The 15,455-nt window shown below is 67.6% G+C and carries 12 protein-coding genes; 3 read left to right on the forward strand and 9 right to left on the reverse strand.

Annotated features, from left to right (window positions below; genetic code table 11):
* On the forward strand, positions 1-861 hold the full coding sequence (locus tag DBZ45_RS05390) for an SDR family oxidoreductase (RefSeq protein WP_111902898.1): 861 nt from the start codon (positions 1-3) through the stop codon (positions 859-861).
* 136 nt (positions 862-997) lie between these two features.
* Positions 998-3,169, forward strand: coding sequence for an HNH endonuclease signature motif containing protein (locus tag DBZ45_RS05395; RefSeq protein WP_111902899.1), 2,172 nt, complete (start codon positions 998-1,000; stop codon positions 3,167-3,169).
* 175 nt (positions 3,170-3,344) lie between these two features.
* Here DBZ45_RS05395 and DBZ45_RS05400 read toward each other — a convergent pair whose 3' ends face one another.
* The 3 genes from DBZ45_RS05400 to DBZ45_RS05410 all read right to left on the reverse strand — a co-directional run bounded on the left by DBZ45_RS05400 (position 3,345) and on the right by DBZ45_RS05410 (position 8,376).
* Positions 3,345-3,665, reverse strand: a complete 321-nt coding sequence (locus tag DBZ45_RS05400) for a hypothetical protein (RefSeq protein WP_111902900.1) — start codon at positions 3,663-3,665, stop codon at positions 3,345-3,347.
* 108 nt (positions 3,666-3,773) lie between these two features.
* Positions 3,774-5,603, reverse strand: coding sequence for a gamma-glutamyltransferase family protein (locus DBZ45_RS05405; RefSeq protein WP_111902901.1), 1,830 nt, complete (start codon positions 5,601-5,603; stop codon positions 3,774-3,776).
* Between the two features lie 94 nt (positions 5,604-5,697).
* Positions 5,698-8,376, reverse strand: coding sequence for a Tex family protein (locus DBZ45_RS05410; protein WP_111902902.1), 2,679 nt, complete (start codon positions 8,374-8,376; stop codon positions 5,698-5,700).
* Positions 8,377-8,512: 136 nt separating this feature from the next.
* Between DBZ45_RS05410 and DBZ45_RS05415 the strand changes: the two genes are divergently transcribed.
* Positions 8,513-8,809, forward strand: a complete 297-nt coding sequence (locus tag DBZ45_RS05415) for a hypothetical protein (RefSeq protein WP_102973246.1) — start codon at positions 8,513-8,515, stop codon at positions 8,807-8,809.
* Here the strand turns inward: DBZ45_RS05415 and DBZ45_RS05420 are convergent.
* The 6 genes from DBZ45_RS05420 to dhaL form a co-directional block, all read right to left on the reverse strand.
* The gene (locus DBZ45_RS05420; RefSeq protein ID WP_111902903.1) at positions 8,806-9,642 is read right to left on the reverse strand and encodes a triose-phosphate isomerase family protein; all 837 of its coding nucleotides are present in this window, start codon (positions 9,640-9,642) and stop codon (positions 8,806-8,808) included. The two genes, DBZ45_RS05415 and DBZ45_RS05420, sit on opposite strands and share 4 nt — an antisense overlap.
* 57 nt (positions 9,643-9,699) lie before the next feature.
* Positions 9,700-11,103: an MFS transporter gene (locus DBZ45_RS05425; protein ID WP_111902904.1), complete on the reverse strand. Its 1,404-nt coding sequence runs from the start codon at positions 11,101-11,103 to the stop codon at positions 9,700-9,702.
* 160 nt (positions 11,104-11,263) lie between these two features.
* The gene (locus DBZ45_RS05430) at positions 11,264-12,031 is read right to left on the reverse strand and encodes an SDR family NAD(P)-dependent oxidoreductase (RefSeq protein ID WP_111902905.1); all 768 of its coding nucleotides are present in this window, start codon (positions 12,029-12,031) and stop codon (positions 11,264-11,266) included.
* 173 nt (positions 12,032-12,204) lie between these two features.
* Positions 12,205-13,173 (reverse strand): 3-hydroxyacyl-CoA dehydrogenase family protein, encoded by a 969-nt coding sequence (locus tag DBZ45_RS05435; protein ID WP_111902906.1) that lies wholly within the window; start codon positions 13,171-13,173, stop codon positions 12,205-12,207.
* Positions 13,174-13,175: 2 nt separating this feature from the next.
* Positions 13,176-13,658 carry a ribose-5-phosphate isomerase gene (locus tag DBZ45_RS05440; RefSeq protein ID WP_003804524.1) on the reverse strand — a complete coding sequence of 161 codons (483 nt, stop codon included), beginning with the start codon at positions 13,656-13,658 and terminating at the stop codon, positions 13,176-13,178.
* Positions 13,655-15,430 (reverse strand): dihydroxyacetone kinase subunit DhaL, encoded by a 1,776-nt coding sequence (gene dhaL / locus DBZ45_RS05445; protein ID WP_111902907.1) that lies wholly within the window; start codon positions 15,428-15,430, stop codon positions 13,655-13,657. Before dhaL ends, DBZ45_RS05440 begins: the two co-directional genes overlap by 4 nt.
* Positions 15,431-15,455 lie beyond the last annotated feature (25 nt).

Below are 15,455 nucleotides of genomic sequence, written 5' to 3' on the forward strand. Positions count from 1 at the left end.
ATGACTATCCTTCTCGCCGGCTGCGGCGACCTCGGCACCGAGGCGGGCCTGCGGTTCGCCGCAGCCGGGCACCGGGTGGTGGGCTGGCGCCGCTCACCGGACAAACTGCCGGCTGAGATTGAGGGCGTCGCGGCGAACCTAAGCACAGCTGAACTGCCGCCTGTCCCGGCGGATACCACCGCCGTCGTAATTGCTGTGGCAGCGAACGCGCCCACGGAAGAGGCATACCGAAACGCCTACGTGAACGGCGTGGCGCATGTCCTCGACGCTCTTGAGCGCGACGGCGTGGCGCCCGAACGGGTCCTCTTCGTCTCGTCCACAGCCGTGCATGGCGACGCCGGAGGCGGCTGGATCGATGAAAACACGGCGCCGGCACCTGGGGGATTCTCTGGCCGCATCGTGCGAGAGGCCGAGGAGCTCCTGCTAAAGCGGCTCGATGGAACCGCGACCTCACCTATCGTGCTCAGGCTCGGCGGCATCTACGGTCCGGGCCGCACCAGGCTCATAGACCAGGTCCGAACCGGCGCCGCCGTCATTCCGGACCAGCCGCGCTACACGAACCGCATCCACCGGGACGACGCGGCGGGTGCCATCGTGCATTTGCTCAGCACGCCTGACGCGCCGTCGCCGGTCTATCTCGGCGTGGACGACGACCCGGCCGAATTGGGCGACGTCCTGCGTTTTCTGGCGTCCGAGTTGGGGTTGGGCGTCCCGCCCACGGGAGACGTGGGCGATGCGCGCGGCGGCAACAAGCGGTGCAGCAACGCGCAGCTTCGGAAAACAGGGTTTGCGTTCACGTACCCGACTTTCCGTGAGGGCTACCGCGACATTCTGGCCGGGGTGGGCGTGCGCCACCCCTGATTCAATTGCACCGCCTGGGGAGATGTGGCCGATACGGGCGGGGGTCCAAAACTTTTCTCAAAAAACTTTTCACTAATCGGCCGCAGTGACCCGGATCACCCCTAAAAATGTCAGACCCCGTTGAGATAGTTTTCCTATGGAAGCCACTGGGGAAGATCGAGCGGATACCGCAGTCGGGACTGACGTCTCCGGCTTGAGGGCCGCTGCTCTGCTGCGCGGCCGCGGTCTTCGCAGCGTACCCTCCGCCGGCTCCCGTTCTGACACACCCATAAAGGACATGTCCGACGGCGGTGCTGCCGCCGGCTCTTCGGGGGACTCCGGTTCTGTCCCCCCGCCTCCCGGAACGCCAAGGTCGGCATCAGCAGCCGTGGCACCCCAAGAACCGGCGTCCCCACCGCTGGCAACGTCCGATCTGAACGCGGCGCTGGCGCTGCTGGATTCCGCCACCAGTTCCGCGCCGGAGGAGCTGGCGGCGGCCAACTTCCTTGAGGCGGCCGATTTCGCCGAACTGACCGAGAAGCTCGCCCGCCGCGTCGAACACCTCCAGGTGCGCGCCGCCGGCGCGGTGGACCGGACTCGGACCGAGGCGATCAACGCCGCCGGGTCTACCAGCCACGCGCCGGGCTGGACCACGGGCTGGGGCACCGAACCCGAACCCGCTGCAGCTACCGCTGGCCTGTCCATTGCGACAACTACCGGCGGCGACAGTGACGTCGGCAAGGAAGCCGCCACACCGGCGGTCCCCGCCCGTGCAGTGGCCTGGTCCCCGGCCGATGACGGGGCCCGGAACACCTCCGAGTTCCTCCGCACCCGGCTCCGGATCAGCACCCCCGAAGCCCGCCGCCGCCTCGCCCTCGCCAACGCAACCCTCCCCCGCACCGGACTCGCCGGCCGCCCCATGCCACCGGAACGCGAAGAAACCGCCGCCGCCCTCACCGCCGGCATCATCTCCTCCCGCGCCGGAACCACCATCACCACCGCCCTGGACAAAGTCCGCCACATCCCCGACCCCGGCCTGATCGCCGAAATGGAACACAACCTCACCCTGACAGCGATCGAAAACGACCACGACTTCCTCACCCGCATCGCCCACCGCTGGATCGACGCCCTCGACCAGGACGGCACCGAACCCTCCGAAGAAAACCTCCGGCACCGCCAAGGCGTCTTCCTCCGCCACAAGCACGGCGGCCTCCACCACCTCGAAATCCGCGCCACCAGCGACCAATACGAAGTCCTCACCACCGTCATGAACACCGCCACGAACCCCCGCACCACCACACCGGACACCACCAACTGCGGGAGTGAGAGCAGCGATGAAGGCACCAGCGGCGGTGACAGTGACAGTGACAGTGACAGTGACAGTGACAACGCTGCCAACAGTGACAGCGCCGCTGTCGACCTCGACGCCGTGTTCAACGCCGCCGCCCCGGAACCGGACCTGGACCGCCGCACCCTCGCCCAGCAACGCCTCGACGGCCTCGTCGGCGCGTCCAAGGCAGCCCTCGCCGCCGGCACCCTGCCCACCACCGGAGGACTCCGCCCGCAAGTCATGGTCACCATCAACCACCGGGACCTCCTCAACAGCATCGAAACCGCAGCCGCCCAAGGCCCCCGCTACAACAAAAACGGCCCAGGCCCCCGGCCAACAGACAGCCCCCGGCCAACACCCGCCTCTTGGCAGGCCACCATCAACCCGCCAACCGGCCCGGGCATCTGGCAAACCAACGCACCCCAGCCCAAGCCGGGCACCGGCACGGACCCCCGGCACACCAGCGAACCCGACACCCTGACGGGCAACCGGCCAGTCACCACGTTCCCCGGCATCAACTGGTCCGGCACTGGCATCTTCGCCAAACCCCTCTTTGGGGTACCTGCAGACAGGCCCACCGGCAGCGGAACCTTCACCTACACCGGCCCCGTCACCGCCTCCACCATCCGCAAAATCGCCTGCGACGCCGACATCATCCCCGTCCTCCTCGGCTCCGAAGGACGCATCCTCGACATCGGCCGCACCACGCGCATCTTTCCGCCCCACATCCGCAAAGCCCTCAACGCCCGAGACCGAGGCTGCGCCTTCCCCAACTGCACCATCCCCGCATCCTGGTGCGAAGCCCACCACATCACCTACTGGTCCCGCGGCGGACCCACCAGCACCGACAACGGCGTCCTCCTCTGCACTCACCACCATCATTTGATCCACAAAGAACAGTGGAAAATCCGCGTCCAAAACGGAATCCCGTGGTTCATCCCGCCACCCCACATCGACCCCCGCCAACAACCCCGACAGAACCGCCACCACAAAACGTGAGGTGGCGGCAGGCTCGGAGGGCAGGCAGGACCCCTCAGCGGGGGCGCCGGCGTGCCCACCAAGCCTGCGGTGATCCGTCGGTACTGGGTTGGTTCACTAACTTCGGACCCAAAACCAGAAGCGCCCAGCCCCAAAATCGGGACCAGGCGCTTCCGGTGAAACGAACCTACAGCGGTTACGCGTCCTGCCAGCCGCTGTCTTCCGTGAAGGTGGCTACAAGAGTTCCCACGCCGGCCTGCAGCGAATTCGAGGGGTCCTCGTACAGGGACGCCTCCGTCGCGCGACTGTGGGTGATGAACTGCTCGGCTTCGAGCTTCGCCTCAGGCACGGTGGCGCCGATGATTCCGGTGCGCGCGGGAAGCTCAGGGGTGTGGACTACCTCGGCATTGGTCTCCGACAGCGGGATAGTGGTCCCCGGTCGAATCTCGTCATGCGGAAACTCGAATTCGGCGTCGTCGGGGGCAGCGGGAATCGTGTACTCCAGGAAGTAGTTCATGACCCCAGCCTTGCAGATAATCGCCACGCCAGAAACCCCGCCCCGCCGCCGGTGGACACGATATTCACCGCCCCTTTCATGAGAACGCTAGCCAAAGAACGCCCGTCCCTACCGCCCCGCCGCGTATCCCTGCGCACCCCGAGGGTTAGCGGCGGCCTGCAGCACGCCGGTCGCGGGGTCACGAACGACGGCGGACAGCCGTCCCAGCGTCCAGTCGCCTGCCCTGGTGATCCGGTGTCCCCGCCGTTCGAGCCCGGCGATGACGTCAGCTCCCAACCGATCCTCCACTACGGCTCCGCCCGGCTCCCAGGTGCGCGGCCAGAAGGACCCCGGCATCGACGTCGTGTGGAAAGCTGGCGCGTCGATGGCCTGTTGCGGCGAGTATCCGCCGACGATGGTCCGCAGCAGGTACAGCAGCTGCCACTGGTCCTGCTGGTCTCCGCCGGGCGAGCCGAGCGCGGAAACAGCAACCCCGTCGCGCAGCACCAGCGTCGGCGTCAGCGTGGTCCGCGGCCGCTTGCCCGGCGTCAGGGTCGATGGCGTTCCGGGCTCAAGCCACGTCATCTGCAGCCGCGTGCCCAGGCAAAACCCGAGTTCAGGGATCGCCGGCGACGACTGCAGCCAACCGCCCGACGGCGTGGCCGACACCATATTGCCCCAGCGGTCCACCACGTCGATGTGGCACGTGTCGCCGCGGGTCTCCCCGTTGGCCGCCACGCCCGGTTCGGCCAGCGTCGGTTCGCCAACACCTGCAACGGCCGGGACGTACTCCGTCCGGAGCGTTGGGACGTACGGTTCACGCCCAGGGACGGAACCCGGACGGAACTCGTGCGACGCATTTTCCGCGATCAGCTCCCGCCGCGACGCCGCATACTCCTCCGACAGCAGGTAATCGAGCGGGACATCAGCGTCACCGTAGTAGGCCTCGCGGTCCGCCAGCGCGAGCTTCTGCGCCTCCAGGATGGTGTGCGCTCCCAGCTCGGTGGACGGGTCAAGGCGGTCGTCATCGAAGCCGGCCAGGACCGTGAGCGTCTGCAGCAGGGCCGGCCCCTGTCCCCACGCGCCGGTCTTGGCGATGGTGTGGCCGCGGAACTCGAGCGTTGCCGCGTCCTCGTACGACGCGCGGAAGCCGGCCATGTCGGCCATCGTCATGACGCCGCGGTGGTCGGCCCCGGACGAGTGTCGGTGCGGTTTGCGTACGCTTTCGGCCACGGCACGGGCCACGAAGCCCTCGCTCCACTCCCTGCGGGCGGCATCGATGCGGTCCTCCCGCGTGTGCGCCGGCGCTGCGGCGAATGCCTCGCCGAGTCCGGCGCCGGCCTGCACCAGTTTCTGGAGGGTGCGGGCAAGCGCCGGATTCCGGACCAGCTCGCCCTCCTCCGGGATGCGCCCCTCCGGCATCCACAGGTCCGCAGACGTGGGCCAGTGCTCCCGGAACAGCCCCGCGACTGTCGTAATCGTGCTGCAGACGCGTGCCAGCACCGGGTGGCCGTCGCGTGCATATCGGATGGCGAAATCCAGGACTTCCGCCAGTTCCCACGTTCCGTGGTCCCTCAGCAGCAAGAGCCAGGCGTCGACGGCGCCGGGGACCGCAGCGGCCAGCGCACCGGAGCCGGGCACCAGTTCCAGGCCTTCCGAATGGAAGTGTTGGACCGTCGCGCCCGCCGGAGCCGGGCCCTGCCCCATCAGGACCACGGGCTTTTCGGGCTCCTCCGCGGTGCTGAAGACGCCGGTCATGTCGCCGCCGGGCCCGTTGAGGTGCGGTTCCACTACATGCAGCACGAACGCCGCAGCGGTGGCAGCGTCGAACGCGTTGCCGCCCCGCTCCAGCACTGCCTGCGCAGTGCCGGTGGCGAGCCAGTGAGTCGTGGCGGACATGCCGAACGTGCCCTGCAGCGTAGGACGGGTGGTAAAAGTCTCCGGCCTCGTAAAACTCATAGGGGCTACTGTAGTCACCGGTTTCCGGCGCTTCCGGGATACGGCGCCCGCGACACGCTCCGCCGGAGCGGTGTCCTGCTTGCCTCGCTTAGCCCTATTTACCCAGGCCGGCCCGCCGCAGAGCCTCGGCCATGGCGGTGTCCGCTGGAGCTGGACGCTGGCCGGACTGCTTCGGTTGCCGCCTTGCGTTGTCACGATCGGCCGCGGATTGGTCGGAATCATGCCCCTGACGCGGGCCGGGCTTTCCACCGGATTGGCTGGGAGCGGCCGACCGGTTTCGGCCGCCGTCCCGGTTGCTGCCACCCCGGTTGCCGCCCGCCGAACGTTCGACGGCGCGGCCGCCTTCCCGGTTTCGGTCACCGCCCCCACGTTCCCCAGCCGGGCGTCCCCCAGAGCGTCCTTCAGAGGACCGGCCGCCGGAAGCGGCCGGTTCGTCGTCGAGCCTCAGCGTCAGGGAAATGCGCTTTCGCTCCGGATCGGCCTCAAGCACTTTCACCCGCACCACCTGGCCGGACTTGACCACCTCGCGCGGATCGGCGACGAACCGGTTAGCGAGAGCGGAGACGTGAACCAGCCCGTCCTGATGAACCCCCACGTCCACGAACGCGCCGAACGCGGCCACATTCGTGACCGTACCTTCCAGGACCATCCCCGGCTTCAGGTCGGAGATCTTCTCGATGCCCTCGGAGAATGCTGCCGCCTTGAACGCCGGGCGCGGGTCGCGACCCGGCTTCTCGAGTTCGGCAATGATGTCGCGCACCGTGGGGAGCCCGAACGAGCCGTCCACAAAGTCAGCAGGATTCAGCCGCCCGGCATCAGCAAGCGGAGCAAGGCCGGCGGCGCCTCCGGAAGCACCGGACCCGCGGCCGGCACCGGCCGCAGTCAGGATCTTTCGCGCAACCGAATACGCCTCGGGGTGCACACTGGACGCGTCCAGAGGCTCCGCTCCCCCAGTAATCCGCAGGAATCCGGCACACTGTTCGAACGCCTTTGCGCCCAACCGCGGCACCTTCTTCAGCTCGCTGCGCTTGGCGAACGGCCCATTCTCGTTGCGGTACGCCACGATGTTTTCACTCAACAGCGGCCCGACGCCGGCCACACGGCTCAGCAGCGCCGGCGACGCCGTGTTCACGTCCACACCCACGGCGTTCACGCAGTCCTCCACCACGGCATCCAGGCTGCGGTCCAGCTTCGCGGCCGTGACATCGTGCTGGTACTGCCCCACGCCGATCGACTTCGGATCGATCTTCACCAGCTCGGCCAGCGGATCCTGCAGCCGCCGGGCAATGGACACCGCGCCGCGCAGCGACACATCCATGCCCGGAAGTTCTGCCGCGGCCAGGGCGGAGGCCGAATACACGGACGCACCCGCCTCGGACACCACCAGCTTCTGCGGCGCGGCACCAGCCCCGGAGCCGGCAGCCGCGGAGAGCTGCTTGATCAGTTCGGCCGCAAGCTTGTCCGTCTCGCGGGACGCCGTTCCGTTGCCAATGGCCACGAGTTCGACGGCGTGCTGCCGCGCCAGCCGGGTCAGCGTCGCCAGTGCCTCGTCCCACTTGCGCGCCGGCGCGTGCGGATAGACCGTATCTGTGGCCACCACCTTGCCAGTCCCGTCGACCACCGCCACCTTCACCCCGGTCCGCAGCCCGGGATCCAGGCCCAAGGTGGCACGGTTTCCGGCAGGCGCGGCCAGCAGCACGTCGCGCAGGTTGGCGGCGAAAACGCGCACAGCCTCGTCCTCCGCGGCGGCGAACATCCGTCCCCGCAGGTCGGCCGTCAGCCGGGCAAGAACCCGGGAACGCCACGCCACCTGGGCGGTTTGGAGCAGCCATGAGTCGGCGGGCCGTCCGCGGTCGGCGACCCCGAGGAACCGGGCCACGGCGGATTCGTAACGGGTACGCGCGGCGGCGAGGGCGTCGTCGTCGGACGGTTCCGCCTCGGCGAGGTCCAGCTCGAGCACCCCGTCCTTTTCACCGCGCAGCAGCGCCAGCACGCGGTGCGACGGCATTCCCGACGGTGCCTGTGAGAAGTCGAAGTAATCCGCGAACTTCTGCCCCTCGGATTCCTTGCCCTTCTTCACCCGGGACACCATCCGGCCCTGCGTCCACAGCCGCTCGCGCAGGTTCTCGGCAAGGTCGGCGTCTTGGGCGACGCGCTCCACGAGGATGGCGCGGGCACCGGCGAGCGCCGCAGCCGCGTCGTCGACGGCGTGCTCCGCGTTCAGGTACTTGGCTGCCTCGCGCTCGGGGTCGAGTTCGGGGCGCTTGAGCAGCGCGTCCGCGAGCGGTTCCAGCCCGGCCTCGCGGGCGATCTGGGCCTTGGTGCGCCGCTTGGACTTGAAGGGCAGGTAGATGTCCTCGAGCCGGGACTTCGTATCGGCGGCCACGACGGCGGCCTGCAGTTCCGGGGTCAGCTTCCCCTGCGCGGCGATCGCCTCCAGGACAGTACGACGGCGGTCCTCCAGTTCGCGGAGGTAGCGCAGCCGCTCGTCGAGCTCGCGGAGCTGGCCGTCGTCGAGCGTCCCGGTGGCTTCCTTGCGGTAACGGGCGATGAACGGAACTGTTGACCCGCCGTCGAGCAGGTCCACGGCCGCCTTCACCTGCCAGGCCTTCACGCCGAGCTCGGCGGCGATCTGTTCCGCAATGCGGGCGGCAACATCATTAGCGGCAGGGCCGCCGACCGGCCCGGGTGCGGGGGCGTCCTTCGGCTTTGTCCCGGCGGCGGAGGCGGGGGTGGACGAGGGCGTGGCGGGGTGCTGCGGCTGTTGGGTCACCAGAACATTTTGCCCTACGTGCCCGGATCCGGGGCGACCACGGGTCGGTGGACGGAGCAAACCGCACTACCCACGACCGCCCTTAAGTGGTGTAGTGACTCTATGCATTGGGGGTCATCGACTTAGGCGGCGCATCATGCAGGAATTGCTCATCATTCTTCAGGACGGCTTCAACGAGGATGAGGTTGCCATCACGGTCAACGGCAAGGAGGCCCGGTACGACCGTGACGTCACCACCAGGGAACTGTTGGGCATGGCCGAGGAAGTTTCCGTCGAATTGCCGGCAAAGGGCGCAACGGTGGGGGTCGAAGTCACCAGCCGCAACCTCAGCGCGGAAATGAAACTCCACGGCAGGCCACGGAGCCTCCTGGTCTCCATTGAAGACGGCGAACTCGTGCTCAGCGAAGGGACGGGCCGCGAGGCGTTCCTCTAGCCTGCCTCCGCCAGCGACAGTGCTTCGTCCAGCACTTTTCCGAAGTTAGCGGCGTCATGCGCGAACCGTCCTAGGAACAGCCCGGACACACCGTTCAGTGTTGGCAGCAGGCCAGGTTTCGCGGAGCCTCCATAGATCACGGGCAGGTGCTGCAATCCGTGGGCACGAAGCAGCTCCCGCAGAACACGGACGACGGCGGACACGTACTCCGCGCTGGCAGGCTCGGCGGCGCCGATGGCCCAGACGGGTTCGTAGGCGATAACCAGCCGGGCGGCGAGGTCCCAGTCGCCGCCGACGGCGGCTTCGATTTGTCCGAAGACGAACCGGGCGGCGCCTTCCGCAGCGGCAGTACCGCCGGCGTCGGCTGCCCCGGTATCCGAGGTGGCCTCGGAGCCGCGGAACTCCTCCCCCACGCACAGCAGCGGGGTGACGCCGGCGTCGTCGGCCGCCCTGACCTTGAGCGCGATCATGGCGTCGTCCTCCCCAAAGTGCCGCCGCCGCTCGGCGTGCCCGATCTCCACGAGTCCCACGCCCAGTTCAGCGAGCAGCGACGGCGAGAGCTCACCGGTCCACGGACCGTCGGCCCAGCCGCAGTTCTGGGCACCGAGGACCAGCGGAGACCCGGCAATGATTTCCCCTGCCGCCGGAAGCATCGGAAAGGAGGGAATCACGAACGGGACCGCCCGCCCGGCCGCGAGGGCCGGGCGGGCGTCCACCTGTTGGCGCAGTTCATCCAGCCAGCGCAGGCTGTCCCGGTAGCCCAGGTACATCTTGGTGCTGACGCCGACGAAAATCGTGCCGGGGTCACTGATGGCCGCGCTGAGCTGGGTCACGGTTATTCCTGCCTTTGCTGGGGCTACTTGGGGTGCTGCGCCGATGTTTGCTGCTGACTACTTTTCCAGCAGTGCCTGATCTTTGGCAGTGCCAGCCGTTCCAGTGGCGCTGGTTTCGAGCAGGTCGTCGGCCTTGTTCTTGAACTTCCGCGTACCGATCATCATGACCGCGGCGAGGAACGGCAGCACACCGAGTGCGTAGACGCCCATGGTGCCGGTGTCCGAGGCAGTGACCTGGTTGACGGTGGTCCGCAGGATCGGGGCCACGAAGCCGCCCAGGTTTCCCAGCGAGTTGATGAGACCGATGCCGGCCGCGGCGGCAGTTCCGGTGAGGAACGCCGTCGGATACGACCAGGCGATCGGACCGATGGACAGGAAGCTGCACACCGCGAGGGTGATGAACACGATGCCCAGCGCGGGAAGGTGGTTGGCGCCGGCCCAGGCGGAACCGAAGATGCACAGGCCGGTGGAGATGAACAGACCCGTTCCCCAGACGCGGCGGCGGATCACGGTGTTGGCTGCCTTGCCGATGAAGTAGCAGGCGAAGATGCCGAAGAACCACGGGATGGCGGCCATGAGTCCGACGGCGAGGCCTACCTTCTGCCCTGTCAGCTGCGCCACCTGCTGCGGCAGGTAGAAAGTGACGCCGTAGACGGCGATCTGGAGGCAGAAGTAGATGACCGTGAAGTACCAGACCTTGCCGTTCTTCATCGCGGCGAGCACACCGCGGGGACCGGTCTCTTCCTTGACGGTGTCTTCCAGGGCCATGACGTCCAGGAGCGCCTTCTTCTCGTCCTTGTTGAGGAACTTGGCGTCCTGCGGGCTGTTGATCAGGAAGAAGAAGGCGGCGATGCCGGCCAGCACGGCGAGCATGCCCTCGACGAAGAACATGACCTGCCAGCCCTGGACGCCGGGAACCTGGTCGCCGATGTTGATCAGCCAGCCGGACAGCGGGGCGCCCATCATCTGGGAGAACGGCTGTGCCAGATAGAAGATGGCGAACATCTTGACGCGGACCTTGTTCGGGAACCAGGCGGCGAGGAACATGATGACGCCCGGGAAGAGCCCGGCCTCGGTCACGCCCAGCAGGAACCGCAGGATCACGAAGGAGGTCTCGTCCTGCACGAAGGCGAAGCAGGCGGAGACGATGCCCCAGGTGACGGCGATGCGTGCCAGCCACACCTTGGCACCGAACCTGGTCAGGAGCAGGTTGCTGGGGATTTCGAACAGGGCGTAGCCGATGAAGAAAATGCCGGCTCCGAGCGCGTAGGCGCCGGCGCTGATGCCCTTGTCCGCTTCGAGGGCGGCCTCGGCGAAGCCCACGTTGGTGCGGTCCAGGAACGCCACGACGTACAGGATGACGAGCATCGGCATGAGCCGGAAGGATGCCTTGGAGATAGCCGATTTGAGAACCGGCGAGTCCAGCAGCTCCTTCGTGGTGGATGGTTTGGTGACAGTCATTCAAACTCCTCTTTGAGTAAAAGTGAGCAAATCAGGTTGTTGGTTTGAAATTCTCAGAGCGAAAAGGCGATGAGCAGCACGCCTGCAAGGCCGGCGAGGACCCCGATGGCGAGGTAGATCTTGCGTTCCCTGGTCCAGGAGCGAAGCATGGCTGTCCTTCCTAGTGCATGTAGAGGCCGCCATCCACATTCAGCGTCTGGCCGGAGATGTATCCGGCGTCCTCGCTGATGAGGAAGGCGATGGCTGCGGCGATGTCCCGCGTGGAACCGACCCGGTTGACCACGAGGTCCCTGACCAGTTCGTCCTTGCGTTCCTGGCTGAGGGTGCCGCCCATGATGTCGGTGTCGATGGGGCCGGGTGAGATGGCGTTGACCGTAATGTCGTACTCCCCCAGTTCGCGGGCAGTGGAGCGGGTCAGTCCGATCACACCGGCCTTCGCCACGGAGTACGGGGTCTTGGAGAAGGTCCCGCCGCCGCGCTGGGCGGAGACGGAGGAGATGTTCACGATGCGGCCGATCCGGTTCTTCGCCATGGATTCGGCGACGCGGCGCGTGGCGTAGTGGACGCCGTTGAGGTTGATGTTGAGCACGCGGTCCCACTCGGCGGCGTCGAGTTCCAGGTACGGGACGGGCGAGCTGACGCCGGCAACGTTGGCGAGGGCCACGATCTGGGGCAGTTCGGCCTCGATGGAGTCGATGGCTGCCCGGACCGATGCCTCGTCCGCGACGTTCGCGCCCACGCCGTGGGCCTTCACGCCGTACTGGCTCGTGATTTCCTTGGCCGTGGCCTGGCAGAGGGCGTCGTCGAGGTCGATGATGCCGATGTTCCAGCCCTGCTCTGCAAGGTAGACGGCGGTGGCCCGGCCGATGCCGCGTTCCGAGACGGCGCCGGTGACGATGGCCGTGCGCTCGGACGGAAAAGTGCTCATGGATATGCTCCTGTGTCGTTTGGGGGACCGGGTCGTTTGCGCGGCGGTGTCCCGCCCAGCCCCGGCGAAATGGGCAGCACAACAGGAGGGCAGCTGCCCGGGGCAGCGCCCACCTGCCGTGGTGCTTAGTTGAATGGCGCTGGTTCAGCGGCGCCCTTAGTTGATCGGCCTCTTTAGTTGATCGGTGCCGGGCCGAGTTCCTCGATCAGCTTCTGCATGGCGACGTACGCCTTGTTGCGGTAGGCGATCAGCTCGGGCGTGCGCTCTGCCGGAACGTTCAGGAAGCCTGCGCCGGTCTTGGTGCCCAGTTTGCCCGCCTCCACGAGGTCCGTGAGGATCTTGGGCGTGGCGAAGCGCTCGGGGAAGTCGGTCTGCAGCGACTTGTAGCAGAAGTTGTAGACGTCCAGGCCGGCCATGTCGGCGATGGCGAACGGGCCGAAGAACGGGAGCCGGAAGCCGAAGGTGGTGCGGACCAAGGTGTCCACGTCCTCGGCCGTCGCGATGCCCTGTTCCACCAGCTGCGCGGCTTCGTGGAAGAGCGCGTACTGCAGGCGGTTCAGCACGAAGCCGGTGACGTCCTTGACCACGGCCGTCTCCTTGTTGGCGGAGTGGACCAGGTCGCGGACAGTAGCAACCGTCTCGGTGGACGTGCCCTCGTGCGGGATAATCTCTACGCCGGGGATGAACGGCGAGGGGTTGGAGAAGTGCACGCCGAGGAAGCGCTCCGGGTTGGCGACCGGCTGCGACAGCTCCGCAATGGAGATCGTGGAGGTGTTGGAGCCGATGATGGCGTCCGGCCGGGCGGCGGCGCTGATACGGGCCAGGGTCTCGTGCTTGATGGCGATGATCTCGGGCACGGCCTCCTCGATGAAGTCGGCGTCGGCCACGGCTTCCTCGATGTCCTTCGCGGCCCAGAGGTTCTGCTTCAGGATCTCGGTGGAACCTTCGGGGAACAGGCCGTCTGCCACGAACTGGTCGGACTCGGTGAGCAGGCGCTCGTAGTTCTTCTGTGCCACTTCGGCGGACACGTCGGCGAGGGCAACGCGGGCACCGCCCAGGGCCAGGACCTGGGCGATGCCGCCGCCCATGTAGCCGGATCCGACGACGGCGAACTTGCGTGAGCTGGTGGGTGTTTCGGTCATGTTCAGTCGGCCTTCGTGTAATCGGGTTCGTATGAGCAGATGGCGTCCACCTTGGCGGCGGAGGAGGAGTTTTCGTCGAAGCGGTGCTCCAGCCATTCGCCCACGAGCTTCTTGGCAAGTTCCAGCCCGATGACGCGCTGGCCCATGGTGAGGACTTGGGCGTTGTTGCTGAGGACAGAGCGTTCCACGGAGTAGCTGTCGTGCGCGGTGACGGCGCGGATGCCCGGGACCTTGTTGGCCGCAATGGCCACGCCGAGACCGGTGCCGCAGATCAGAAGTGCGCGGTCTGCTTCGCCTTCGGCCACCTTGCGGGCGGCTGCGACGGCAAGGTGCGGGTACGCGGTGGAATCGTTGGCCGCGACGCCAATGTCCTCGACGGAGGCAACGCGGGGGTCCGCCTCCAGCAGGGCCTTCAGTGCTTCCTTGTATTCGACGCCGGCCTCATCGTTGCCGATGACAATGCGCCAGCCTTCTGTGTTGCTCATTCCGTTGCTCCTTTTCCGGCCGTCGAGGCCATGTGGGACGCGGCCGGTGTGGAATCGGCCGCATCAGATGCGAGGTAGGTGGCCACGCGCTCGGCAATCAGTCCGAACGAGACTGCGCCGGGGTCCGGGTGTCCGAGGCTCTTTTCGGCCAGCGGGCGGGCGCGGCCCTTGAGGGGTCGCAGGTCCGCGGTCTGCCGGGCTGCTTCGGTGGCCGCGGCAGCGGCGGCGGTGAGGGCGCCGCTGAGGGAGGCCCCGCCGTCGAACGCTTCCTTGAACGCGTCCCGGAACGGCAGGAGGGCGTCCACCATGGTCTTGTCCCCCGGCTCTGCCTTGCCGAGGTCGGTGATGGCGTTGCTGAAGGCGGTCAAGGCTGCAGGCGCGTCCCCGGCGTCGTACGACTCCCGGTTGCCTAGCGCGAGACCGGCGGCCATTACAGCCGTGCCCCACAGCGCGCCCGACGTTCCGCCGGCGCGTTCGCTCCAGGCCTCGCCTGCGGCCGTGAGTACGCGTTCAACCGAAGCACCGGCTTCTGCGTTCTGCTCACCGGCCGCGGCAGCCGCGTCAACGCCGCGGCGCATGCCGATGCCGTGGTCGCCGTCGCCGGCAATCGCGTCCAGGTCGCCAAGTTCCGCTTCGTGTTCGACGACGACGTCCCGCACCTGGGCGAGGACGGCGGCTGCCAGCCGGCCCAGGTCGGCGGACGCCTCGGTAGCCTTTTCGGTGTCCGCTTCCGTTGCCTCGTCGGTGACAGTGACTTCGCGGCGGGCGCGCGGCGCGGTGTTGCCCTTGCGGAAAGCCGGGGTGTCGGCCGGTGCCGCCCAGAACTGCTCGAGTTCGTCGTCGAGCCACAGCAGGGTGAGCGAGAGCCCGGACATGTCCAGGCTGGTGACGAGCTCGCCGCACTCCGGCTCCACGACGGTCAGGTTGGCGGCGTTGAGGAGTTTTTCGATCTTGCCGAAGAGGAGGAACAGCTCGTCGTACTTGACCGTGCCCAGGCCATTGACGATGGCCACCACGCGGCTGCCGGCGTCGTCCGGCTTGTCCTCGAGGAGCCGGGACACCAGCAGTTCAGCGAGTTCGGAGGCTGTGGGCATGGGGTGCTCGGAGATGCCCGGTTCGCCGTGGATGCCCAGGCCCAGCGACATCTGCCCGGCCGGAACATGGAACAGCGGCTCGGACGCGCCGGGCAGGGTGCAGCCGTCGAAGGCTACGCCGAGTGAGCGCGTGCGGTGGTTCGTCTTGATCGCCAGGCGCTCCACCTCGTCCAGGTTTAGGCCTGCTTCGGCCGCGGCGCCGGCTATTTTGAAGACCGTGAGGTCGCCGGCGATGCCGCGGCGCTTCTCGATCTGGTCAAGCGGGGCGCTGGCAATGTCGTCCGTGACCAGCACAGTGCGCGTCTCGATGCCCTCGGCGTTGAGCCGGAGCTGCGCCTGGCCGAAGTGCAGCACGTCGCCGGCGTAGTTGCCGTAGCTCAGCAGCACCCCGCCGCCGGCGTTTGCCGCCTTGGCCACGCGGTAGACCTGCCCGGCGGCGGGCGAGGCGAACATGTTGCCGCACGCGGAGCCGGCGGCAAGGCCGGGGCCCACCAGGCCGGCGAAGGCGGGGTAGTGGCCGGAGCCGCCGCCCACCACAAGTGCCACCTGGCCGGCCGGGATCTCGGTGGAGCGGACTACGCCGCCGTCCACGCGGGCAACATAGCCGCGGTTGGCGGCGACGAAGCCGTCCAGCGCCTCATCTGCGAAATCAGCGGGATTGTCGAAGATCTGGGTCATGGTTCCTCATTGAATCCGGGTTGGT

The organism is Arthrobacter globiformis (assembly GCF_003261175.1).
Taxonomy (GTDB): Bacteria; Actinomycetota; Actinomycetes; order Actinomycetales; family Micrococcaceae; genus Arthrobacter; species Arthrobacter globiformis_A.